Below are 23,782 nucleotides of genomic sequence, written 5' to 3'. Positions count from 1 at the left end.
GCCAAAAGATCTATAACACAGGCTTATTCGCGATTTTCATCATTTGATGAGTAATAAATCACATATGGTAACGTTTTATCTTTAAAGGGTTGAGAATTATACTCAGAAAAGTTTTGTTCTTGTTTAAGTTCCGCTTGTTTGTTTCAAATCATTCGCATATTCGCACCTTTAAAACCAGTTATTCAAAACAGTTTATCTTTATTCTCTTGGTTCAAAAGGGATTCGTTATTGTTGTCATAAAAATCAACTTGAATTAAGACAGAACCTAATTTTTGCGGAATACCCTTTTCTTTAGGATCGACAATTTTCACTCTTACACCCTTAATTAAAGAATTTGTTTTATTGTTTTTAATTCAGTAGAGTAAAACGAATTGAGAAAACAGCAATGAAAGTTTTTTCTCAAATGAATTTTTATTAAAAAGAACGTATTCAGCCGTCGTGTTTTCCATTTTCGAATTATCTCAAAGCAATAAATTATTAATATTTTTCGAAATGATAAAACTTGCGATGTCGTTAAAATTAGTTTCAAAAAATTCATTGGCATCTATGCCATTAGGGTAAATCACAGTCTTTTCGCCAGTTGCAGTTTCTTCAACATTCAAATTGTAGTAAGAAAAATAATTATCATTTTTCAAGTTGTTTAATAGACCAAGTTCATTTTTTGTAATATAGCCAGAAAAAAGGTGTTTGTGCGGTGTGAAATTAATCGAAAACCAAGGAAAAATTTCATCTCCCTTTTTAATGTTTAGTTGGCCAATTGCTAAACTATTATTTAGTAACTTTGTAGGTTTAAAAGAATCAAATTGAAATACATCAGAGTTTTCTACATTTACCAATTTAAAAATGTCTTTATTGTTTTCAAATAAATATTCAAAAACACTCAAGTTCATTTGTTTATAAAGTTCAAAAGGGTGAAATGTTGCGTCGTAATCAGCAAAACCGAAAACATTTTCATTAAAAACAATTGCTGCATTTCGAAATTCTTCGTTAAAAAGCACAACATTATTGTTTTCTAAAGCATCGTCAGTATCAAGAACTTGCCAGAAATTTTGTCGTATAGCGCCAGTTTGTCACGACCATAAATTTGTTCAAAATTCAAAAAGTCATCAAGGTAAAACTTGTGATTTAACTGCATCTCGTTAAGCAAGCTTTTTCGCTCTTCATCTAATAAGTTGATTTGAAATTCAAGAAAATTTTCTTTTGTTACTAAATTAAAAATTTCAACATAAGCAATTTTTTTATTATCTTTTTCAATTTTGTATTGGTTTAACAAAAACAATAATTCATTAGCAAAAAGTTCTTGTTGAAATTTAGAATTTACAAATCCGTTGATTCTAATTTCATTAAAAGGAGTTTTGTAATTGTTTCCTAAATTGTTTGATTTCTTAGCCAAAATCGCTAATGTTTGTAAGTTAGGCAAATCATAAATTAACGAAGAATATTTGCCAAGTTCCACATTGTTTCGTCAAAGACTGCGGTGGTATTCATCATTTTTTATGTATGTTTGGGGTAAAAGTTCATACAAAATGTTAAGTTCTGTTGATTCAGTGCTTTCTCTTTGCATTTCATATTTATTATTCTTAAATTGTGCCTCTTTACTAAAGAGATTAAAAGTTAATTTTTTAGAAGTAATTTGCGTTTCGTCACTAAAATATAGTGTGTTTTGCGGAATGTTGCTTACTTTTTTGTTAATTTGATTACGAATTAAAATACTATTCAAAAATTGAATAGTCTGCGCTTTTGTAAAATCTGAATAGTCAAGACTTTCATTTTCGATAGCTTTTAAAATCTGCGTTTGTTCGGAAGGCGCAAGTTGTGCACAAGCAACAGTTAAAAAAGGAGTTGAAAGTAAAAAAGATGATAAAAAGAAGCGTTTGATTTTTTTAAACATACAAATGAATTTCTAGAAGTTTAGTTTGTGAATATATCTATGAAATAGACCCAAATTTAAAATTTCACTTTTCAGAAAAGTCAACTCTTTTTGGCAATCGTGTAACTTGAATAATACGTTTTATAGTATGCTTCATTAACAATTGAACCAATTATTAAGAAAAAACTCATAGTCGAAACTAAAAGCGAAATATACAAGAATGTGCCAATAATTCCATATTTGTTGTAATCGATGATAGAAGTTAAATAACCAAAACTAGTAATAAAAATTGTGATTGGTACAGCAGAAACAATTACACCTGGAATTACTGTGTGCATTGGGTTAATAAAACTTGGTGTTAGTTTGAAAAGCAAAAAAATTCCCAAACAAAGAGCTAAAAAGAGATAAATTGAAAACGTAAAATAAAAGAAAATGTTTGTATCGTAAGAGCTAGTTAAAGACTGCGTGACACTTTCAAAAAATAGTAAGTAAATAATGATTACGCCCGTTAAATATAAACTAATACAAAAGACAATTACTAGTCCTTTGAGCTGGTTGATGAATCAGTTTCCTAAGTAGTCATGTTGGTAAATATAGTTCTGACTGTAAACAAAACGGTTAAAACCAGAAGCACTTAATCATAAAGATGAAATTGCTAGCACACCTAAGTAAACATATTGAGTGCCGCTATCAGAGCTTTCCGGAAATTTAATTACCGAGTTAATTCCAGGAATGATCTTCGTGAGAATAACATCAAGAAACATGACGTTATATTTTAGTGCTGACAACAGGATAAGAATAATTGTAATAATGGGCACAAAGGAAATTAAAAAGTAAAACGAAAGCGAAATAGGAATGAATACTATATCTTTACGCATATAGTTATTGTAAGAACGGTTTACCAATTCATTAATTTTTGGTTTATTTTTTCATGAAATTCTTGGTGCAGCAATCCGTAACAAAATATGTAAGATAATTTTGATGATTTTTTCATCTCAAGTTTGCTTTTTTCGAGTGATTGGCAAGACGTTTTTAGAAAATCACTTAGTTCGAAGTGTTTGTTTATAAGCCGACTTAACTTTGCGTATATTTATACCAGTTAGAATTTCTTTGTTACCGTGTGGTTTAGTATTTTTCAAAGTTATCAATGTCCTTAATTCTTTGTTGGTGACGACCACCCTCAAATTCTGTGTTTAAGTATTCATCAACCATTGCTTTTGCGTCAGCAGGAGCTGTAATTCTACCGCCAAAAACTAAAACATTGGCATCGTTGTGTTGCTTAGCCATATGTGCGTCGGCTACAGAAGTAACTCTTGCTGCCCTAATATTTGTGTGTCTGTTAAGTGCATAAGAAATTCCTAATCCTGTACCGCACAAGCCGATTCCGAAAGCTACTTTGTCTTCATTTTCATTCATATAATTAGCCAACTTATGACCTTGTAAAGCATATGAGCAAGATTGACTTTCGTCAGCTGGCCCTAAATCTAAAACTTCATAGCCCTTAGTTTGAACATATTTTTCAAGTTCTTTCTTTAATCCAACCGCAGCATGATCGCTGGCAAAAACGACTAATTTTTTTGACATTACAATTCTCCCTTGCATAGAAAAAATCGAGAAAAAACACATTTTCCCAAAATTTTTTCAATTTCAATATATTTTACAAAATTCGTATTCAATAGATGTGAAAATAAAACAACAAACAGATGAGAAAGACTGCGGCCTTTATGTCTTGCAATATTTTGCCAACTTTCTACACAATTTAGAATTAGATATCAATTATTTAAAATTGAATGCTCAATATGGCAAAGATGGCATTAGCATTAGTTGTTTAAAAGCTATCGCTAAGAAGAACAACATTAATATTGAATCGTATTCTGGCGATTTTGCTTCCTTACGTGAACTTAAACAACAAGATTTACCATTAGCTATTATGGTCACAAATCGAGGTTTGAACCATTATGTTGTGCTAGAAAAAATTGTTGGTGACAAATATTACATTCAAGATTCTGTTTATGGTGGTAAAAGAGTTTTAAACGCTATTGATTTAGAAAAAATTTATCTAGGAGTAATCTTAGTTTTTTCTTCGGCAACAAAACAGCAAATTAAACAGTTAACTTTAACAAACAAAATTAGCGACCTATTACTTTTTAAAGAACATAATGCATTAATCTTTATTGCGGCGCTTTTTAATTTAGTTTTAACTTTTGGTTCAACATTTTTTGTCAAAATTGTTTTCGATATAGTTTTGCCACAACATTTAGTTTCAAGTTTGATTGCAGTTTTTGCAATATTTTTACTAATTAACTGTTTGCGGTTTACTAATAATTTCTTTAAAAATTTTGTTGTCCATAAAATTCAAACGCAAATTGAAAACAACTTGCAAAGCGCATTGTTGGAAAAATTTTACGTTTGCTCACAAAATTATTTACACAAGCTTTCAATTAATGAATATATGAGAAGAGTTTCCTTTGTCCCGATGATAGCTAATTATCGAGCAAATTTTTTGTATTCATTTGTTTTTGAATTGTTTTCAATTTTAGGTTCAGTTTTAATTTTAATTTTAATAAATGTAAGTCTCTTTGGTATTGTCATTAGTGTACTTTCACTGACTATAGTCATTAATTTTTTGTTCCAAAGTAAACTTAAAAAAACATATCCAGTTTATATGGAAGAACAACTAGATAAATTGAATTCAGAAATGAATCTAATCGGAACAAAAGGTACGCCAATGAGTTTCCAAATGTGAAATTCAATATTTAAAAAATACGAACAATCGCTTCTTAAACTTAAAACAAGAGAATACAAGTTCTTTGTTGATGACAATGCTAAGAATTTAACTTTTGACTTATTGCTTGGAAATTTAAACTTAATAATGGTTTTTGTTGGTGTGTTGTTCATTTTTAAACAAAAACTTAGTACTGGTTCATTAATGATGTTTATGACTAGTTCTTCATTTTTATTAACACCAACATTATCAATAACTTCACTTTGAGCCAAACATTCATTGTTTCAAAAACAAATTGAAGAGCTTAATTTTGTTTTAAATTTCCCCGCACAAAAGCGGAATGGCAAAATTAATTTTGCAAGAGTTAAAAGTATAGAATTACTAAATTTAAATTTCTATTTTGAAATTCAAAAACCCATCATAAATATCAGAAAATTATTAATAGATAAATCAATACAACTTGTTGGCCCAAACGGAAGCGGTAAAAGTACGCTTTTAAATTTACTGAGTCAACGCACGGAACCTGTCACAGGTTTATACAAAATCAATGGTATTGATATTAAAGATATTGATTACACGGATTTTAACAAGAATTTTATTTATATTTCACATAGCCATTATTTACCTAGAATGACTGTTTTAGATTATGTTACTGAATGTAGTCCGGAAAAAGTTGAGTATTTAAACCAAGCGGTAAACAATCCAATTATTGTGCAATTAATAAATGATATGAAATTAAATTTGCAGGACACTATTATTGACGGTGGCATTAATTTTTCAAGCGGACAAAGACAATTTATTATGCTATTGAAATTATTTACGCAAAAATACAAATTAATTTTACTTGATGAAGCATTTGAAAATTTAGCTTTGGGAATGTATTCAGTTTTAAAAGAATTAATCAAACAAGAACAAAATCAAGCGTTGTTTATTGAAGTTAGTCATTCGAAAAAATATGTTTCGAACATAAACGAGGTGAATTTTGAAAAAATCAACAAAATTAAATAAACTTGTTGCTTGTTGATTAATTGTTGTGTTTTTCTTACTAGTTGGTATTTTAGCGTTTCTAATTTTTTATCAAGTTAATAAAACTGCGCCGCTAAAAATTCTCGTAGATGATAAAAAGAATTTTGTTGTGATTTCCAATAATGATGTTGCGTATTTATTAAAAAAAGACCAAACATTATCAGTTCTTTTGAACAACGAAATTTATCAAGTTAAAATCAAAAATTTATTTTTAAAAGAAAACTTATTGTATATTGACTGATATAACTTTCCCAAACTTCAGTTTTTGCCAAATACAGAAATTAATGCAACTATTATTTTAGAAAAAACAACACTCTTAAAGCAGCTTATTGCAACAATTTAATTAAACTAACAAAAGAAGTAAAAAGATAAAGAATAGTACAAAAATAATGCTGTCAAAGCGATCTAGGAAACCGCCATGTCCAACTAAAATTTTTGAATAATCTTTAATGGCATTAAGTCTCTTGATGGCAGAAAAATATAAATCTCCTGTACAAGCTACAATTGGAGAAAGAATAGCGAAACTAGTTATACCTAAGTATCTGGAAATATTATTTGTTGAGTCAAAAAGATTAAATCCAAATGCTAAAGCAAAAGCGATTAATGAACCACCAATGACACCAAAAATAAATCCTTCTCAGGTTTTTTTAGGTGAAATAACTGGTGCAAAAGGTTTTTTTATTCATTTTTTACCAAAAAATTTACCGCCAAAAAAGCCCATTGTATCGTAAGCTGCGGCAATTAAGATAGCACTAACTCAATATCTTCAATTTAACGTAATAAATAAGTTGAGTACTTTCACAGCATTGATAATTACATATAAAGTAATGAATATAAACAACATCCTCATGAATCGGTCGCTAGTTTTCATTTGAGTTTTTGTAGCTCATTCAAGTACAAAAAAAACAATAGAAATACCTAAAATTATCAAAAAAGAAATGTAATCTTTCGCTAGCATTAAGACATAACTACTTAAAGTAGTGTAAGAAAATTGCGTTAACTCTGCCACATTAGAAGCATTTGGCAAGTAATTAATTTGAAATAAATTTAACGGAAAAGCAATTGTGGCACCCGCTGTGATTAAAGCGAAAATTATTGCCAAATAAATGTTCATTCTTTGAGCTTTGAACAGTTCAAAAAGCACAATAATTAATAATAAAGAAGTAACAATAAAAGAGGTTATTCTTGCCTCGAAATGAGTGGAAGCAAAAATTGACACAGGGATTAAAAACCCTAATGCAACTATGCTTAAAATAAGCGCGGGAATAATTCTTTGTTTAAGTAAATTCATAAGTAAATTATAAAAAACATAAAAAGCGAATCATTAAAATGTTCTAAGCTAATTTTTATGAATTTTTTCACCAAAATTATTTATAAAGTCGTTATAGCAATTTAAAAATTGTTTCAAATCAATAAGCATTTGTGTCATAAAAAATTTTTCTCAAAAAATGGGTCAAGTCACGAAAAAATTTTTCTGAATTTGACATTCTGTCAGTTCCAAGATTTTTAGCGTTTGATAACGCTAAAAATTGCTTAAAAAGGTGTTAGTAATGCGTTAAAAAGCACTTTTTGCCATTTTTATTCAATTTTATTGACCAAAATTTCTTTATAATAATGTCATGAAAACAACAGTAAAAGAGCGAGAACTCAATGCCATCACAACGATGGAAGAGGACTTTGCTAAATGATATACAGATATTGTGAAGCAAGGTAATTTAATCGCTTATGGACCTGTTAAAGGTACATTAGTGCTTAAGCCAAATGCTTACGGCATTTGGGAATTAATACAACAGCATTTAAATCAAGCTTTTGCAAAAAAAGGAATTAAAAATGTTTATTTACCATTGTTTATTCCTGAAAAGCTTTTTGCTAAAGAAAAAGAACATATAAAAGGATTTAACCCTGAATTAGCAACCGTTACAATGGTCGGCGATAAGAAATTGGAGGAAAAAATTTATGTTCGCCCTACCTCAGAAGTTCTTTTTGCAGATTTGTTTAGGAACTCTATTGAATCGTACAAAGACTTGCCAATCATCTACAACCAATGAGCTAACGTTGTGAGATGAGAAAAAACTACTAATCCGTTTCTTAGAAGTCGCGAATTTTTATGACAAGAAGGTCACACTTGCCATGATAATTCGCTCGAAGCGAGAAATTTAACAAAAGAAATGATTAAACTTTATGCCAGCTTTTTCAAGAATTATCTCGCGATCCCAACTATTATGGGGAAAAAGACACCTCATGAAAAATTTGCTGGTGCTTGCTCAACTTATACAATCGAAGCGATGATGAAAGATGGTCGTGCTTTGCAAGCAGGCACAAGTCATTATTTAGCGCAAAATTTTTCTAAGCAATATGGCATCATTTTTAAAAACAAAGAAAATGAATTTGAATACGCCTTTCAAACTTCTTGAGGCGTTTCTACGAGAATTTTAGGCGCAATTATTATGGTCCACGGAGATAATCGTGGAATTGTTATCCCACCTAAAGTAGCGCCTGTTCAAGTAATGCTTTGTACTTTGTTTGGTCACAAAAATGAAGCAGTTGCAGAAAAAGGTAAAGAAATTTTTAAATTATTAAAAAAATCATTTAGAACAGAACTAGATGATTCAGAAAAAAATCCTGGTTTCAAAGCCTCTGAAACTGAAATAAGAGGAATCCCAGTCAGAGTAGAACTAGGTCCAAAGGATCTTGAAAAAGGCCAAGTTACTATTGTTAGACGTGATACATTAGAAAAAATTCAAGTTCCTTTTGGTGAAATGAAAGACGTAATCAAAAAAATGCTTTTAGATATTCATAACAATTTATATGAAAAAGCAAGTCAAAGACTAAAAGCTAATACAGTAACAGTTTTTGATGATTACGAACACTTTAAAAAGGAAATTCAAAACAGAAAATTTGTTATTGCTCCCTTTTGTTGCGGCGGCGAAGTTGAAGATCTTATCAAAGAAGAAACTGGCGGAACCACCAGATGTATTGTGAAACTTTCACCCGCAGAAACTCGCGGTAGCAAAAAACATGAATGTATTTTTCCTGAATGTAAAGGTAAAACAACCAGATTTGTTGTTTTTGCTAAGAATTATTAAGGAAACGTTATGTCAAAATCAGATCAAGAGTTTTTCGATGAGGAAGAACTTTCCATTGCAGAAAGAGCATTAAATAGCTTTTTAAAAAATGAAAATTTAGTCAAAAAAGTTAAAAAAATAGTGGAAAACGAAATTTTAACTGCAAATCAAAAAGTGAGAGAATTTAACAACGAAAACTTTTTGACAGAATTGCTTAAGTTGCGTAAACAAACTTCTTACGATGATTTAAATTTTGATACAAATGGTTTTTTAAAGTATGTAAGCACAACATTTAAGAAAGCTTATTATTCACTTGAAGATAGTATGAAAAGATTCTTCTTTTGTGACTTAATAATTTTTCCAAGAAACAAAACGTGATACAAAAATTGATTTTCGAAATCAACTTACTATCGAAAAAAACTAAATTACTTTAATAGATTTTTATCACTTTACAACTTATACGCAAAAGCCGAAAACAAACCAATTCAATAAAAGCAACTTATGTTCGATTTTATTTGAACAAAAATAAAAAAACTAGGTTATTGGTCACGTAGCCTAGTTTTTATTTTTACAATCTGGATTTATTCAACATATTCTGTGCTGAAACTACCATTGACTTTGACAACTGGTTTAATTTTAATTCAAGCACTTTTATCAATTCATTGTAAGTCTTTGATTAAACTTTTACTTTCTAAAAGTAAAGAAGTTGTTTCCACTTTATAAACAGGGTTGCCTGTATAACCACTTTGAGCGGTGTAAACAGTATATGCGTGTCAATAATTAATTGCTTTTAAGTAATTTAAAATCTTTTTAGGATCTGCAGTGAAGATTTCAATGTCAACTTTTTTGTATTTTGGATAAATAAATGAAACTAAGAAATTAACAATAAAGATGTAGAAAATGGTCATAATTTCACGCATACCAAAAACAGCGTGATTATTAGTTACTTTGTATACAGGAGAAATCTTGCCGTTTACATTTGTAAATTCAACCGCTAGTGAAGCAGTGTGAGGGTGTAAGGCAGAAAACAAAATCAAGAAAATAGCAGATGTTAAAAATGAAACAATCATCAAAACAAAAGACACACTCTTTTTCTTTTTGGTAGAAAAGTAGTAAGCAATAATGTCTGTGCCACCAGTAGAACCGCCATTTTTTCACGCAATAGCAATTGAAATACCAATTAATGCTGAACCAATAATACCGTTCATAAAAATTGGTCAAGTATTTGGATTTTCATAATTTTGAAACACGTTAGGTTGTACTTCGACACTGATCATTTGTTCTCAACCAGGCGAAACGCTGAATGTGTGGTTTACTCAAGTTTCAACTTCTTTAATAGTCAAAACAGCGTTTACTGCGATTTGAAAAATCATAAAAAGCACAGATAACACAACAAAACTTCGCTTGACTTTAAAACCAAAGATAGCAAAGAGCGGAATGTTCGCGGCTAGATACATTAAAGCAAAAAATTTGCTAATTTCTGGATTGCTGCGGTTTAATAAAAACACAATTAACGAAGGAATTCCTGAAATTCCACTTGGAATAGTGTCTGATTTTTGTAAGAAGGCTAAAACGCCAAAGTTAAAAAGAATCGCAGAAATAAAAATGAAGAAAATACGTCTGGCATATAATAAAATACGCTCTTTTTTAACATTTTTATCGTGTCGATTAGTTTTACTAAAAGCGTATTTTCCAATTTTAGTTTTGTTAAAGTCACAGTTTTCTTCTTCAAAGTTTTCTGTAGACTTTAGTGAACACCCTTCTGCATTTTTATTGAGTGTGCATACTAATTTTTGTTTAAATTTCTTTCAGTGATTTTTCTTAGAATCATCATTATTTTTCATGGAAAAATTATAGAGAAAGCATATTTAAAAATGCAAAAAATTTCCATTAATTTACACTTTGATCCGCGCTTACCTTTTATATATAAGCAATATCTGCAATGTGAGTAATTAAATGTGCTCCGCTTTTAAGTAATTGTGTGTTACCATCGTCATAATCAACGCCAGGATAACAAAAAACTTCTTTTCCAGCATCATTGAAACAAGATGCTAAATTTAAAATTCCAGAATCTTTTTTACTACTATAAATTATTAAAAATTTACTGAGTCAACTTACTAAGATGTTTCGTTCACGAAAACGGCTAAGCTTTGGGTGAGCATTAGGCGGGTAGGTTGAAATTTGCAATGTGTGCTCATCTAATTGATCGTTTGTTTCGTGAGCTAAACCGTAAGCATATGTATAAATAATGTCTCCGTTTTGCTTTTTTCACTCTTGAATAATTTGTTGATCTAAAGTTTTGAAATTAGTTGTTACTAACACAAATTCTTTTGCGAGTTTTTGGATTGAATCTTTTATGTTCGCGTTTGTTAAATCAGTTGCTAGATCAGCTGTTAAAGTAATTTTTGGCTTGTTTAACAATTCAATGTTTCCTCGATAAAACAAAAGCAAAGGTGCATTTGCATATTTTTGCAATTCTGGCGGAAAGTTATCATCTAAGATAGTCAAAAACTTTACGTTGTGAATGTCTAACTCAAGCAACATATAATTTAACACAACGTCTTTTTCAATTGGTTCGCTTGCTTTAATTGCTTTGTGAACTTGAGACGGATTACCATTGTATTTATAGGTGAAATAAAGTATTAGATTATTCATAACACTTAAGTAACACCAATTTTGGTGGCTAGTTCAGAATTGAAACAACCTTGGGAAAAATGCACAAAAAAAGCAAGTATTTACCTTGCTTTACTTGAAATGGTACATCCTGTGGGGATCGAACCCACGACCCAGGGATTAAGAGTCCCTTGCTCTGCCAGCTGAGCTAAGGATGCAAGTTTATTAATTATATATGAGAAATCATTTTTGAAAAAACAAACTAATTTTACTAAAGCTATGAAGAATTTGAATTATTTTATGTTTTGGTAATGTGTTATTACTAAGCAAAAATGAAGATTTTTTATTTTGTCGAAAAGAGTTTTAATCAGTGAAAAAATGTGAAAAAAAGAAGAAAAAATTTGCAAAGTTTTTAGCTTATATCATAAAAACTTAAACAAAAAAGAAAAAACCAAAAATGGACTATTTTTTCACTTTTTTTTGTAAAAAACTTTAAAATTTTATTAAAGATATTTTTAAAATCTTATCTATCGAAGGAGAAGATATGAAAAGAATTGCAATTAATGGTTTTGGTAGAATTGGACGTTTAATTCTTCGCCATTTAATTGGAACTAATAATCGTGAAGTTGAAGTAGTTGCAGTAAATGATTTAACAGATAATGCTATGCTTGCTCACTTGTTTAAATATGACACAGCTTTTAGACCATTTAACGGTAAAGTTGAATTAAGTGAAAAAGGAATCATTGTTAATGGTAAAGAAATCGCAATTTACAGCGAAAAAGATCCAGAAAAATTACCTTGAAAAGAATTAGACATTGACGTTGTGCTTGAATGTACTGGGTTCTTCACAAAGTCTGAAGGCGCTTCAAAACACTTGACAGCTGGAGCAAAAAAAGTGCTTGTTTCAGCACCATCAAGTAGCGATGTTAAAACAGTTGTATACAATGTAAACCACGAAACATTAACTAAAGATGACAAAATTGTGTCAGCAGCTTCATGCACAACTAACTGCTTGGCACCACTTGTAAAAGTACTTGTTGACAATTTCGGCGTTAAGAACGGTTACATGACTACTGTCCACGCTTTCACTGGTGACCAAATGTTACAAGATGGCCCACATCGTAAGGGTAACTTAAGAAGAGCTAGAGCTGCAAGTTACAACATTGTGCCAACAACTACTGGAGCAGCAAAAGCGCTTGGTTTGGTTATTCCTGAAGTTAAAGGTTTATTGGATGGTTCAGCACTTCGTGTGCCAACAATCACAGGTTCGTTTGTGGATTTAACAGTGCAACTTGAAAAAGAACCAACAGTAGCTGAAGTTAATGAAGCTTACAAAAAAGCTGCTAACCAAACTTTGAAATATGAAGAAGATCCTATTGTTTCATCAGATGTAATTGGTTCACACTATGGTTCAATTTTTGATTCAACTTTAACCAAAATTCAAGAAGCAAATGGACTTAAACTTTACAAAATTTTCGGTTGATACGACAACGAAATGTCATATACAGTGCAATTAGTAAGAGTTCTTACTTATATGGCAAAATTGAAATAATAAGCACTAAAAAAAAGATGAGTTATTAGGCTCATCTTTTTAAATTAATTTTTCAAATAAGCTTATGTTATAGATATATTTGCAAAATTTATTTCATTTTAAGTGTTTAGTACTCAAATTTACGAATATATCTATAACACAGTGTTATTAATCATTTTCAATGTTTTCACGTATCTGAATTAGTTTCGATAAAGCATTTTTAGCTGCTTCTTCTTCTGCGGCTAATTTATTTTCGCCTTGCCCCACACCATAAATGTTTTCATCGTGATAAACTTTCGCTTCAAAAAGTCCGTTTTCAATCGCGACAGTAACATACTTTATTGCGTTTTTTGTATAACTTTGCATATATTCTTGCAACTCAGTTTTTGAGTCTTTCATTGTTGTTTTCTTGACAAATTCATTTGCAGTTGGAAACAAGTATTTAATTAGAAAATTGTTAGTAACTTTCAACCCTTGGTCTAAAAACAAAGCAGCAACAAATGATTCAAACACATCGGCTCCCACTTTCGGAGATTCTGTAACTTCGCGACCCATATTGCCATCAGCAGCAATAATCATTTTGTGAAAATCCAATTGGCGTGATAACGCATTAAGATTTTTGGTGTTCACCATATTAGATCTTAACAAAGTCATATTTCCTGCGGACTCAACTAGTTCTTTACGAAAAATGTGGTTGGAAACTAAAAATTGTAAAATGGAGTCACCCAAAAACTCGAAAGTTTGATAGTCTTGAATTGTGTCTTTGGTGCCAAAACGACGATATGATGAGTGTGTAAAAGCTTGCACATATAAATTTTTGTCTTTAGGTTCTATGTTTTCGGAAGCAAGAAATTGAAAAATTTTATTAATTTTGCTGTTCATTGTGATCTAATTCTTCTTTGATTTTGGTAAATGTATTTGTCTCTAGAGCTAATTTCACTTGATTCAATGCGCCTAAGTAAGATTTGACATCACTTGATCCATGGGTTTTAATTACTAAACCATTCAAACCAAGTACTCACGCGGCCCCGACATTGCGGTAATCAAGAGTTTCGGCCGTGTCTCTAAATGCGCCTTTTAAAAACAAATAACCAATTTTTCTTCAAAACTTAGCTTTAATAGCCGTTTTTAGTAATTTACCAAATGAAAGAATTGCTCCCTCGAAACTTTTGAGTACTAAGTTACCCGCATAACCATCCGCTAAGACAACGTCGTTTTCTGTTGTCAACATATCACGCGGCTCAACAAACCCTTGATAATTTAAATTTTTTTCATTTTTTAGTAACCCGTGGGCACTTCTGGTTACTTCTAGTCCTTTGTATTCTTCAGTCCCGACATTAATTAAAGCAATTTTAGGTTCATTAACTTTTAACATTGTCTTAGCAAAAATTTTTGCTAAGTGAGCTCACTCAACAAAATATGTATCTTTGACTTCTAAGTTGGCACCAACATCTAAAAAGATCGTTTTTTTACCTTTTTTAATCGAAGGCATAATAGGCATAAAAGCAGCTCTCGAAATGCCAGGTAATCTTTTCACAATAAAAGTAGCAGCACTAAGTAACAAACCAGAATCACCTGGTGAGAGCACAGCATCAACTTCATTGTTAGCCAAAAGTTGCAAGGCCGTGTTCATCGAAGTGTTTTCTTTTAGAGCTTGACGCAAATTTTTTGTATCGCTAGCTACTGTGGAATTATCAATAATTTCGAGATTTGCGGGCAATTGGTTTGCAAAAAATTCCAAAATACTGGTTTTGTTGCCCACAAGTAAAACTGTAAAGTTTGTGTTTTTTTGTATAAATTCACGCACAGCTTGTAAAGCGGGTTGGTCACCATAGTCGTTGCCCATCAAATCAAAGGCAATTTTGTACATTTGCCCTCCAATTCTATTCAAAACCAATAATAAAATGATAAATTGGTTGGTTTCCGTCGACAATTTCCACTTCAAGATCGTACTGATTTTCAATATATGATTTTAGTTCAAGCGCATCATCTTCAGTAGCTTCGTTACCGTAATAAATCGTAATAATTTCGGTTTCATCTGTGGTGTTAGCATCAATGGTTTTTTTGGCTGAATCAATAAAAGTTTTTTCACAAGCGACAATTTTGCCGTTTGTAATGCCGATGTAATCGTTTTGTTTAATTTTGAAACCGTTAAGTTTAGTATCACGAGTCGCTTGCGTGACTTCAGCTGTAGTGATTAGTTTGATTGCTTGGTTAAGAACTTCTTCATTCTCTTTAGCTTTGGCATTTTTATCAAAATTTAAAATTGCATTAATACCTTGCAGCTGGCTTTTGGTTGGAATCACAAACACTTTTTTGTTAGTGATAGCTTGCGCTGCTTGCTGCGCTGATAAGAAAATATTTGAATTATTAGGGAAAACAAAAACATTTATTGCGTTCACAGCATTGATTGCGTCAATAATTTCTTTTGCCGACGGGTTTTGTGTTTGTCCACTCTCAACTACTACGTCAACTCCTAAGTCATACATACGCTTGATAATACCCGAACCAAGATTGCACGAAACACTACCACACTCAAAAATTTCTTCGGTATTTGAGTTTGTGTTTTGTAAAATCACTTTTTTATTCCTTGACTCAATTGCTTGGTTAGTCATATTTTCTGACTTGATTTTGGCAAATTCGCCGTATTTTTGTGCAAAATTCAGTAAATTTCCTGGTTTCAAAGTGTGTCCGTGAACTTTGACAAATTCATTATCTTGTACCACCACAAGAGAAGTGGCTTTTTTCTTTAGAGCAAGTTCGAATTTTTCTTTTTCAAAAGTTGCTGGTGAAGCTAATTCCAAAATAAATTCGGTGCAGTAACCAAATTCACCATCATAGATTTCATCATCACTCACAAATTTATCAATGTCTTCAGCGCTGTCCTTAAATTTCACATCTTCACCTTTAAGGAATTTTTGCATACCAACAAAAATTGTGTAAAGACCTTCACCACCAGAGTCTGTAACTCCAACTTCTCTAAGTACTTTAAGTTTGTTAGGGGTTTCATCACAAGCTTTACGCGCGAATGTTACGACATAGTCAAAAAATTCTTCAAGTGTCGTATTTTCGTTAACAACTTGTTCTAATGCTTGTGTTGTTTCCTTAATTACTGTTAAAATTGTGCCTTCAACAGGTTTAAGCACAGATGAATAAGCTTTTTTTGTTGCTTCTTGAAAAGCAAAAAGTAAGCCAGAAATGTTTACTAAGTCAGCATTGTTGAAACCAATTTCAAAACCTTTGAAGATTTGACTAAGGATTACACCTGAATTTCCTCGAGCACCAAAAAGCATTGCTTTTGAAATTCCGGCTGCAACTTCACCTAAGTGGGTGGAATTATTTTTTTCAATGAAGTCAACAGCAGCTTGGACTGTGCTTGACATATTTGTACCAGTATCGCCATCTGGCACGGGGAACACATTTAACGCATCAATCTTCGATTTGTTATTAATGAGATTGATTGCGCCTGCGGCAACGAGTTTGCTAAATATATTTCCATCCACTTGTTTATTCATTTTCGATTCCTTCTATGACAATTTCTAGTTTTTTGTATTTAACTTTCGATTTAGCAAAGGTGTAATTCGACAGTGCACCAATTGATTTCATTATGTTTTTAACATTTGCATTTTTCAAAATGATAATTGACGCTTGCAACGTTCAACGTCGATTAGTATATTCAGCTTTGACCTTGAATTTATCAGTTTTTGGGTCCTTGCAAATTCTTAAAACACCCGGCGAAGATACCAAGATGTCGATAAACATTGATTCAACTTGACTTTTTTCCATCTTGCTCCCTAGCAAACTAACATATAGTGCAGAACAAAACGCACATAACGTCTTAATATTATAAATATGTAGATTTAATTCTTAATTAAAAATCTAATAATACATTTGTTTTCTTACTGTAACAACGCAAAAAAAATTAGATTTTTTGCAAAAATTAAGTTTTGAAGTCGTATAAACGAATCAAACTATGTTATAGGAACAAACAAATTTTTAAGAAAATTAAAAACTAAAAACAGTTCTTTAAATTTGTTTAATGTAACGAGGAATTAAAAAATCACAAGAAAATAGATAGAATTTGATAAATAGAACTATATTATAGATATATTTGCAAATTAAAGTTTACTCAAATACTCTTTTAAGTTTATTGATGAGCTATACATTTCAAAACTAAATAGTACAATTTAACAGTTATAAAATCATTAGTTAATTTAATTAATAGTTAATACGCAATGTCGGAAAAAGTAGAAAATTTTGTGATTCTTGAAATTAAAGATTCTGCAACCAGCGAACGTGATGGCATTATTTTAGCCTGAGGCAAAAACGGGCTGATAAGTTTTTTGGCCGCCGGAATTAACGCTGCCGAATCGAAAAATCGTGCTAATTTAATTCCAGGACTTTTTTCTGAGTTAATTTATTTCGAAGCACGTCAACACCAAAAAATGAATCGTTTGAAAAAAGCTAATTTGCGCAAAATGATTTCTTTTAGTGATTTAACTAATCTGCGTTTTTTGCAAAGAGTTTCGTTGTTTCTAAAAAATTTCAAAGAACGTTTCTCGCCTATTTACGAAACTTACGACGAAATCATTGAAAATTTTGAATCGTTTTCTTCTGTGCAAAAAGAGTGTTGTATTACTTTTATGGTTTTACAAGCACTCAAACCTTGAGGCATTGAACCTAACTTTTCTAGTTGTGTAGTTTGTGGCACGCGCAGAAATATTTGTCATTTTAGTTTTGGCCATGGCGGTTACTTTTGCGAACAACATGCTGGTGTTTATCGAACCAGAAAGAACATTTTAGAACTACTTTACTACGCACGATATGATTTCTATAAGTATCTAAAGTATTCAACTTTTAAAACTAATGATTTTATTTACAAAATGCTTCTTACTCACATCGACGCAAACGGAATTTTTGTGAACTGAGAAGAACCAACTTGAATAACTGAGAAAGGAAATTATGAAGATAGGAACTAGCAAAATTGCTATTGACGCAATTAATAAGTACGATAATATCATAATTTTTCACCACATTAGACCTGATGGCGACTGTTTAGGGAGCCAAGCTGGTTTAGCTGAATTAATTCGCGCTAACTTTCCAAACAAAAAAGTTTTTACGCCAGGAAATAACGACCACACGTTTGACTTTATGGACTATCACTTTGATCCTGTTGAAACAATTGACTATAAAAATTCTTTAGCTATTGTCGTTGACGCGTCTTCAAGCGAACGAATTATGTGTGCAGACTTATTGCTTTCAGGTAAATTTACTGCCAAACTAAGAATTGATCATCACCCAAATGATAGCGACATTACTTATGACTATTTATTTGTTGATGAACATTATGTTGCTGCTGCAGAAATGATTGCTAAAATCGCTTATGATGCTAAGTGAAAAGTCACACCTAAAGCAGCAGGTCACATTTACTTGGGAATGGTAACTGATTCTAATCGTTTTATGTATGCAGACACGAGTGCTCGTACACATAAATTAGTTGCATTTCTTTATGACAAAGGTAAATTAGATTCTTGAAAAATTTTCGTTGAACTTAACAAAAGAAAAATGAATGACTTAAAATTCACCGGCGAAATTTTGCAAAACTTCCAAAAACAAGGTAGAGTGCTTTACTTTAAAGTTACCAACGAAATTATGGCTAAGTATGGTTTTGATTCGCTTTATGCTGCCACCTTCGTAAATGAATTAGCAAACATTGAAGATAATTCATGTTGAGCCTTCTTCATTCAACTTCCAGATGGCAAAATTAGAGGTCGTTTAAGATCAAATGGCCCGAAAGTTAATGAAGTAGCACGTAAATACAGTGGCGGTGGACACGACAATGCTGCCGGTATAACACTGAGTTCTTTTGATCAAGTTGATGAAGTGATTGCAGACCTTAATGAATTAATTGTGAAGTGAGAAGCACAATGCAAATAGGAAATTGATTTGAAATTGTTCAAAAACTTGAAAAATACAATTCAATTGTTATTTTTCACCATATTCGCCCTGACGGTGATTGTTTAGGTAGTCAATTTGGGCTGCGTGAGTTGTTAAGAACTAATTATCCACACAAAAAAATTTATGCAGTCGGCAATAGTTTTGGCTTGTTTGGTTCTTTTATGGAATTCGATTTTGACGAAATTCCAAGTGACGAAGTTTTGCAACAATCACTTGGCGTAATTGTTGATGCAAACTTCAAGGAGAGAATTCAAGATCGCGCTGTTTTAGACAAAAATCTTTTTCCTGAAACAATTAGAATTGATCACCATCCTAACGAAGACGATTTGCCAAATTGTACTCGTTGAGTGGATGCCAAAAGAATTGCAGCAGACGAAATGATTACTGAATTAGCTGTGCAGGCGAATTGAAAAATCACTCCTAAAGCAGCTGAATATCTTTTTTTAGGTATTGTAACTGATAGTGGTCGTTTTATGTTTCAAGGTGTAAGCGCTAAAACGCACGAACTAGTTGCCTTGTTGTATAAAAATGGACTTGACTCAAACAAAATTTTCCGCGGAATGAGCGAAACTTCTTTAGTTGATTTCGAATTGCAAAACATCTTGATTAGAAATATGAAAACTCAAGGGCAAGTTGCTTGAACAACAATTGATTACGCAACCACTAAATCGCTAAACAAATTACCAAATGAAGTGATGCGAGTAAATTTAATTGGTAACATCAAGGGTTTCCCACTTTGGGTACAATTTTTGGAAGAAGAAGATGGCCGCATTCGTGTGGAATTTAGATCAAATGGACCTTGTGTGCGTAATGTGGCAGTAAAATGAGGTGGCGGTGGACACGAACGAGCCTCAGGATGTATGGTTGACTCTTTTGACAAAATTGATGCAATCATTGCTGATTGCAATGCTGAAGTACTTAGATTTCAAAACCAATAGCAAGGAGTGTAAATGTCTTTTATAGTAAAAAATAAGTTAAGAAATTCAGCGCGTGAATACGATTTAGCTCAACAGCCGTTGAAGGCTGAAGCGCTAAAAGCAATTTTAGAAACAATTCAAAATGCGCCAACAAGCAATAATTTCTTTTCATCATCAGTGGTGGTAGTAACAGACACAAAATTATTAGCAGAGTTGGGACAGATTTTAAAACAAAAACAAGTGAGTGAAGCAGGAGCATTTTTAATCTTTTTAGCAGATTTCAATCGTTTAGCGCATATTACCGCAAAAACGAATTACAAAGAAAAGCTCACTCAAAATGATTTATTAGTAGCTTTTGGTGATGCGTTCATTCAAGCGACAATGGCACAAGATGCTGCAACTGAATTGGGACTAGGCACGTGTTTTATTGGTGGTGTGAGAGAACATATTGACAAAATTAAAGAGTTATTAAACGTTACAGGAATTGCCTTTCCAGCAGTTGGTTTAACAGTGGGCGTACCTAAAAAAGTTGCTCACACAGCCAAACCAAAACTTAATCGTGTTTACCAAAACACCTATAACCAAGAAGTATTAGCTGACGAGATAAAAGCCTATGATGAAGTAATAAAAAATTACTATCAAGAACATGGTATTAATGGCGATTACTCTAATTATGCTGCTGAATATTTGACTAAAAAGCACGAAAACCAAAAAATACTTTCCGCAGATATCTTAGAGGCGTTTAATCTTAAAACAAAATAGGAGAACTTATGGCTAGATTTAAAAGAATTTTTATGATTGTTACTGATGGACTTGGCATTGGTCCAGACCGCGACCAACGCGCTTTTGGTGACAAGGGAGCTAACACAATTTTGTCAGCCTCAAAATCAGCAATGTTTTTTATTGACACATGAAAAAAACTTGGTATTGGAAACATTACTACTTTAGAAGGCAATTACCACGTAAAAAAACCACTTGGTTATGTTGCTAGAGTTCAAGAAGTTTCGAATGCTAAAGACACACTTGCTGGACACTGAGAAATGATGGGAATTAAGACAGAAGTTCCTTTTCCAACTTTTGCCGAAAATGGTTTTCCAGAAGATTTAATTCAAGAATTATCGAAAGCTTTTGATGGCAGAAAAATTATTGGTAATAAAGCAGCTTCAGGTACCGCTATTATCGATGAATTAGCTAAAGAACAAGAAGAAACCGGCGCAATTATTGTTTATACATCAAATGATTCTGTGTTGCAAATTGCTGCACATGAAGAATGGATTGGTCTTGATAACTTATATCGTTACGGTAAGTTAGCACGTGAAATTTGTTCATCGAAACCAGAATGAAACGTAGGTAGAATTATTGTTCGTCCCTATATTACAGATGCAGACGGTAAATATAAACGTACATTTAATCGTCATGATTACGCAAATAAACCACGCGAAATGATTTTAAACGAATTACAAAAAGCAGGCGTTCCTACTATTGCGGTTGGAAAAATTAATGACATTTATGTTGGTCAAGGTATTTCTAAAGCGTTTCATTCAAATGGAGATGCCGATGGAATGGACATTACAATTAAATTAGCATCAGATCCAACTACTGAAGGACTTGTTTTTACGAACTTAGTTCAATTTGATTCACGCTATGGACACAGAAGAGATGTTGACGGATTCGCCAATAACATAGCAATGTTGGATACAAAGTTAGCTAAATTAATTTCAGTAATGCACGAAGATGACTTACTAATTATGACTAGCGACCACGGAAACGACCCACTTTATCCTGGTTTTAATCACACTAGAGAATTTTTACCATTGACAATTTATTCAAAATCATTTAAGGAACCAAAAGTGTTGCTAGATGTAATGGGGCTTGGTACTTCAGGCAACATTGTCGCACGTAACTTTGGTGTACCAATCGTGCCAGAAACTGGTGATGACATTTTTGATTTATTAGTTTAAAAATCTAGCTTGCAGCTAGATTTTTTATATTTTATGCGAAAAAAACAGCACAAATTTCTGTGCTGTTTTAATTACTAAAATTAGTTTGATTTGTTAGCGTATACTGAGGCATATGTACGATTTCTACGTTTTTCAAATTTTACATAACCTTCAATCAATGCGTAAAGTGTGTCATCTTTACCGATTCCAACATTATTTCCAGGAAAAATTTTTGTTCCTCTTTGTCTGAAAATAATTGAACCAGCAGTACAAAATTGTCCGTCACCTAATTTAATACCTAATCTTTGGCCACGACTATCACGGCCGTTTCTAGTGGAACCACCAGCTTTTGTTTTTGCCATTTTTTAAGTCCTATCCTTTGATTTGAGTAATTAATACACGTGTATATGGTTGACGGTGGCCAAGTTTTCTCTTGTGAGTTGACTTAGCGTTGTGACGGTAAACGATAATTTTTTTCGATTTACCTTGTTTTTGAATCACACCTTCTACGGTCGCATTTTTAACATATGGTGTACCAATTTTGTCATTAACAAAAAGCACTTTGTCAAAAACAACCTTGTCACCTTCATTGCCTTCAAGCTTTTCAACAAAGATTGTGGCATCTGGTTTTACTAAAATTTGTTTGCCTCCAGTTTGTATAATAGCGGTCATGCTTTATACCTCCTGTTTTTGTGGCTCATCTTTGAGGCGGCACGAAAAAGGTGCACTTTAGCCTTGTTAGAATGGTTACAAAAAGTAACTTTGCTATTATATAGTAAAAGTAATTTTAATACGCTAAATAAACAATTTTTTCAGTAGGTTGAATATTATTGCCGCCAGGCGGCTGGCTGTTTTGGGCGACAGTAGGATTGCTTCATTTGGCCGTAGTGTCTTCTGTTTTAACTTCACCATTAACTGAAGTGGCTGCTTTTACGCCGCCAACAATACCTGTAAAGGCCTTAATCACTAAATTACCTAAAAGCACAGCTCCTACTAAAAATAAAGGTAAAGCAGGAAGCACACCACCATAAATATTTTTTTCTTGGTCAACAGTTAATTTTGTGAATTTTGGCTTTGTCATTTTTGCTCCTTTCGCTTACTTAACAACAAAAAACAGCGGAAATAAAAAAATGGGAATTTTTTGCAACTTTAATGCATTCCCATTTTTGTTTTTTTAACTTATTATTCGCTTTGCGTTGCGTCATTGTTTTCGTTTACATCTGTGTCATTAGATTCTTCGTCAGATGATTGTTGAAAAGCATTAGGGTTTTTAGTAGCAATTACTAAAGCTGGCTTGATTACACGATCATACAATCTAAAACCAGATTGCGTTACTTTAATGACTGTATTGTTAGGTTGATCAAAGTCCTCAAGTTGTTCAATTATTTTTGAGGTTTCAGGATTAAATTCAGTGTTAAGATCGGGTGTAAATTCAAAAACACCATTGTTTTCAAGTGTGTTTTTAAGCATATTTAAAACCATATTGAAACCAAATAAATAATTTTTTACTTCTGTGCTTTCACTTTTTTCGCCAGCAGCAATCGCCATTTTCAAAGTACCATATGGGGCTACGAAATCTTCAATAAATTTTTGTAACGCATATCGTTGTGCTTTTTCAATTTCTTCTTTTGGCACAACAAATCTTTCCACTACTTTAGCTTCTTTAGCTTTTTTAATATCAGCGACTGCTTGTTTAAGTTGTGACTCTAAATGTTTAATTTGTTTATCTTGAAGTTCAATTGTTTTTTCGCGAGCTTCGTATTGCTTTTTGTATTCTAACATTCGACTTTGTGCGTGTGTTGTTTGAAAAGGTTGATAATTAATAACTTCAACTTGAAAATGAAGTGGAATTGATTCTTGTTTTTCAGGGTGCACAGGTTTTTCCGGCTTTTTGTCGTTTTTCTCTTGTTGAGATGATTTAACATTGTAATCAAACTCGAAAATTCCTTTTGTAGGTAAACCAATTAGAGCATCTACTAAAAAACTAAATTGTGGATTGATTACTTCTGGAACTAAAACTATGTCCATTTTTTTAGCACAAAAACGCTCAACAGGTTTTTTGTGTTGGTCAAAAGCTTTAATATTCACTTGTAACATATCGCCTTTTTGAAAGACAAATCTAACCGCCATATTTACT

Annotated in this window: 25 protein-coding genes and 1 tRNA gene; 10 read left to right on the top strand and 16 right to left on the bottom strand. The window is 32.0% G+C overall.

What is annotated here, in order from left to right:
• Nucleotides 1-23: 23 nt before the first annotated feature.
• Genes EXC55_RS01485 through EXC55_RS01470 form a run of 4 tightly spaced genes read right to left on the bottom strand, consistent with a single transcriptional unit; the run spans nt 24 to nt 3,454 of the window.
• The gene (locus tag EXC55_RS01485; RefSeq protein ID WP_129622930.1) at nt 24-998 is read right to left on the bottom strand and encodes an MAG3240 family lipoprotein; all 975 of its coding nucleotides are present in this window, start codon (nt 996-998) and stop codon (nt 24-26) included.
• A gap of 14 nt (nt 999-1,012) precedes the next feature.
• Nucleotides 1,013-1,891 (bottom strand): hypothetical protein, encoded by an 879-nt coding sequence (locus tag EXC55_RS01480; protein ID WP_129622929.1) that lies wholly within the window; start codon nt 1,889-1,891, stop codon nt 1,013-1,015.
• A 56-nt stretch (nt 1,892-1,947) separates the two neighbouring features.
• Complete coding sequence (locus EXC55_RS01475; protein WP_129622928.1) at nt 1,948-3,009, bottom strand: YhjD/YihY/BrkB family envelope integrity protein; 1,062 nt, start codon at nt 3,007-3,009, stop codon at nt 1,948-1,950.
• The gene (locus tag EXC55_RS01470) at nt 2,996-3,454 is read right to left on the bottom strand and encodes an RpiB/LacA/LacB family sugar-phosphate isomerase (RefSeq protein WP_129622927.1); all 459 of its coding nucleotides are present in this window, start codon (nt 3,452-3,454) and stop codon (nt 2,996-2,998) included. The genes EXC55_RS01475 and EXC55_RS01470 overlap by 14 nt, the downstream gene beginning before the upstream one ends.
• Before the next feature lie 97 nt (nt 3,455-3,551).
• Between EXC55_RS01470 and EXC55_RS01465 the strand changes: the two genes are divergently transcribed.
• Together EXC55_RS01465 and EXC55_RS01460 are read left to right on the top strand one after the other, a co-directional pair.
• The gene (locus tag EXC55_RS01465; protein WP_129622926.1) at nt 3,552-5,603 is read left to right on the top strand and encodes an Mbov_0121 family peptidase domain-containing ABC transporter; all 2,052 of its coding nucleotides are present in this window, start codon (nt 3,552-3,554) and stop codon (nt 5,601-5,603) included.
• The gene (locus tag EXC55_RS01460) at nt 5,578-5,964 is read left to right on the top strand and encodes an MAG1140 family protein (protein ID WP_129622925.1); all 387 of its coding nucleotides are present in this window, start codon (nt 5,578-5,580) and stop codon (nt 5,962-5,964) included. Before EXC55_RS01465 ends, EXC55_RS01460 begins: the two co-directional genes overlap by 26 nt.
• Here the strand turns inward: EXC55_RS01460 and EXC55_RS01455 are convergent, their stop codons facing one another.
• The gene (locus EXC55_RS01455; RefSeq protein WP_129622924.1) at nt 5,965-6,912 is read right to left on the bottom strand and encodes a phosphatidate cytidylyltransferase; all 948 of its coding nucleotides are present in this window, start codon (nt 6,910-6,912) and stop codon (nt 5,965-5,967) included.
• Between the two features lie 328 nt (nt 6,913-7,240).
• Here EXC55_RS01455 and proS point away from each other — a divergent pair, with 328 nt between their 5' ends.
• Nucleotides 7,241-8,707: a proline--tRNA ligase gene (gene proS, locus EXC55_RS01450; protein ID WP_129622923.1), complete on the top strand. Its 1,467-nt coding sequence runs from the start codon at nt 7,241-7,243 to the stop codon at nt 8,705-8,707.
• 9 nt (nt 8,708-8,716) lie between these two features.
• On the top strand, nt 8,717-9,178 hold the full coding sequence (locus EXC55_RS01445; protein WP_129622922.1) for a hypothetical protein: 462 nt from the start codon (nt 8,717-8,719) through the stop codon (nt 9,176-9,178).
• An 89-nt stretch (nt 9,179-9,267) separates the two neighbouring features.
• Here the strand turns inward: EXC55_RS01445 and EXC55_RS01440 are convergent, their stop codons facing one another.
• The 3 genes from EXC55_RS01440 to EXC55_RS01430 form a co-directional block, all read right to left on the bottom strand.
• Nucleotides 9,268-10,530 (bottom strand): YitT family protein, encoded by a 1,263-nt coding sequence (locus EXC55_RS01440; protein ID WP_129622921.1) that lies wholly within the window; start codon nt 10,528-10,530, stop codon nt 9,268-9,270.
• A gap of 76 nt (nt 10,531-10,606) precedes the next feature.
• The gene (locus EXC55_RS01435) at nt 10,607-11,341 is read right to left on the bottom strand and encodes a DNA-processing protein DprA (protein WP_129622920.1); all 735 of its coding nucleotides are present in this window, start codon (nt 11,339-11,341) and stop codon (nt 10,607-10,609) included.
• A 100-nt stretch (nt 11,342-11,441) separates the two neighbouring features.
• Nucleotides 11,442-11,517, bottom strand: a tRNA-Lys gene (locus tag EXC55_RS01430).
• A gap of 326 nt (nt 11,518-11,843) precedes the next feature.
• Between EXC55_RS01430 and gap the strand changes: the two genes are divergently transcribed.
• A complete protein-coding gene (gene gap / locus EXC55_RS01425; RefSeq protein ID WP_129622919.1) occupies nt 11,844-12,851 on the top strand; it encodes a type I glyceraldehyde-3-phosphate dehydrogenase in 1,008 nt (335 codons plus the stop codon).
• Nucleotides 12,852-12,998: 147 nt separating this feature from the next.
• On the opposite strand, the gene rnc is transcribed toward gap, so the two are convergent.
• The 4 genes from rnc to EXC55_RS01405 are packed head-to-tail and all read right to left on the bottom strand — an operon-like array spanning nt 12,999 to nt 16,616.
• Entirely contained in the window at nt 12,999-13,712 is a 714-nt protein-coding gene (rnc, locus tag EXC55_RS01420; protein ID WP_129622918.1) for a ribonuclease III, read from the bottom strand.
• The gene (gene plsX, locus EXC55_RS01415; protein WP_129622917.1) at nt 13,696-14,700 is read right to left on the bottom strand and encodes a phosphate acyltransferase PlsX; all 1,005 of its coding nucleotides are present in this window, start codon (nt 14,698-14,700) and stop codon (nt 13,696-13,698) included. The genes rnc and plsX overlap by 17 nt, the downstream gene beginning before the upstream one ends.
• A gap of 13 nt (nt 14,701-14,713) precedes the next feature.
• Nucleotides 14,714-16,345 carry a DAK2 domain-containing protein gene (locus EXC55_RS01410; RefSeq protein WP_129622916.1) on the bottom strand — a complete coding sequence of 544 codons (1,632 nt, stop codon included), beginning with the start codon at nt 16,343-16,345 and terminating at the stop codon, nt 14,714-14,716.
• Nucleotides 16,338-16,616: a hypothetical protein gene (locus EXC55_RS01405; protein ID WP_129622915.1), complete on the bottom strand. Its 279-nt coding sequence runs from the start codon at nt 16,614-16,616 to the stop codon at nt 16,338-16,340. The genes EXC55_RS01410 and EXC55_RS01405 overlap by 8 nt, the downstream gene beginning before the upstream one ends.
• Before the next feature lie 449 nt (nt 16,617-17,065).
• Between EXC55_RS01405 and recO the strand changes: the two genes are divergently transcribed.
• Genes recO through EXC55_RS01380 form a run of 5 tightly spaced genes read left to right on the top strand, consistent with a single transcriptional unit; the run spans nt 17,066 to nt 21,666 of the window.
• Complete coding sequence (gene recO / locus EXC55_RS01400) at nt 17,066-17,809, top strand: DNA repair protein RecO (protein WP_129622914.1); 744 nt, start codon at nt 17,066-17,068, stop codon at nt 17,807-17,809.
• On the top strand, nt 17,793-18,767 hold the full coding sequence (locus EXC55_RS01395; protein WP_129622913.1) for a DHH family phosphoesterase: 975 nt from the start codon (nt 17,793-17,795) through the stop codon (nt 18,765-18,767). The genes recO and EXC55_RS01395 overlap by 17 nt, the downstream gene beginning before the upstream one ends.
• Nucleotides 18,758-19,726, top strand: a complete 969-nt coding sequence (locus EXC55_RS01390) for a DHH family phosphoesterase (RefSeq protein WP_129622912.1) — start codon at nt 18,758-18,760, stop codon at nt 19,724-19,726. Before EXC55_RS01395 ends, EXC55_RS01390 begins: the two co-directional genes overlap by 10 nt.
• Before the next feature lie 12 nt (nt 19,727-19,738).
• Nucleotides 19,739-20,467 (top strand): nitroreductase family protein, encoded by a 729-nt coding sequence (locus EXC55_RS01385; RefSeq protein WP_129622911.1) that lies wholly within the window; start codon nt 19,739-19,741, stop codon nt 20,465-20,467.
• 8 nt (nt 20,468-20,475) lie between these two features.
• Entirely contained in the window at nt 20,476-21,666 is a 1,191-nt protein-coding gene (locus tag EXC55_RS01380; protein ID WP_129622910.1) for a phosphopentomutase, read from the top strand.
• Nucleotides 21,667-21,746: 80 nt separating this feature from the next.
• Here EXC55_RS01380 and rpmA read toward each other — a convergent pair whose 3' ends face one another.
• From rpmA to EXC55_RS01360, 4 genes are all read right to left on the bottom strand, one after another.
• Nucleotides 21,747-22,007, bottom strand: coding sequence for a 50S ribosomal protein L27 (rpmA, locus tag EXC55_RS01375; RefSeq protein WP_129622909.1), 261 nt, complete (start codon nt 22,005-22,007; stop codon nt 21,747-21,749).
• A 10-nt stretch (nt 22,008-22,017) separates the two neighbouring features.
• Complete coding sequence (rplU, locus tag EXC55_RS01370) at nt 22,018-22,317, bottom strand: 50S ribosomal protein L21 (protein WP_129622908.1); 300 nt, start codon at nt 22,315-22,317, stop codon at nt 22,018-22,020.
• Between the two features lie 115 nt (nt 22,318-22,432).
• The gene (locus EXC55_RS01365) at nt 22,433-22,726 is read right to left on the bottom strand and encodes a hypothetical protein (protein ID WP_129622907.1); all 294 of its coding nucleotides are present in this window, start codon (nt 22,724-22,726) and stop codon (nt 22,433-22,435) included.
• Nucleotides 22,727-22,827: 101 nt separating this feature from the next.
• Entirely contained in the window at nt 22,828-23,775 is a 948-nt protein-coding gene (locus tag EXC55_RS01360; RefSeq protein WP_129622906.1) for a nucleotide exchange factor GrpE, read from the bottom strand.
• Between the last annotated feature and the right edge of the window lie 7 nt (nt 23,776-23,782).

The sequence above is a fragment of the Mycoplasmopsis columbinasalis genome, from assembly GCF_900660705.1.
Taxonomy (GTDB): Bacteria; Bacillota_I; Bacilli_A; order Mycoplasmatales; family Metamycoplasmataceae; genus Mycoplasmopsis; species Mycoplasmopsis columbinasalis.
The sequence above is the reverse complement of the archived record's forward strand: the minus strand, read 5'-3'. Positions and strand labels throughout refer to the sequence as shown.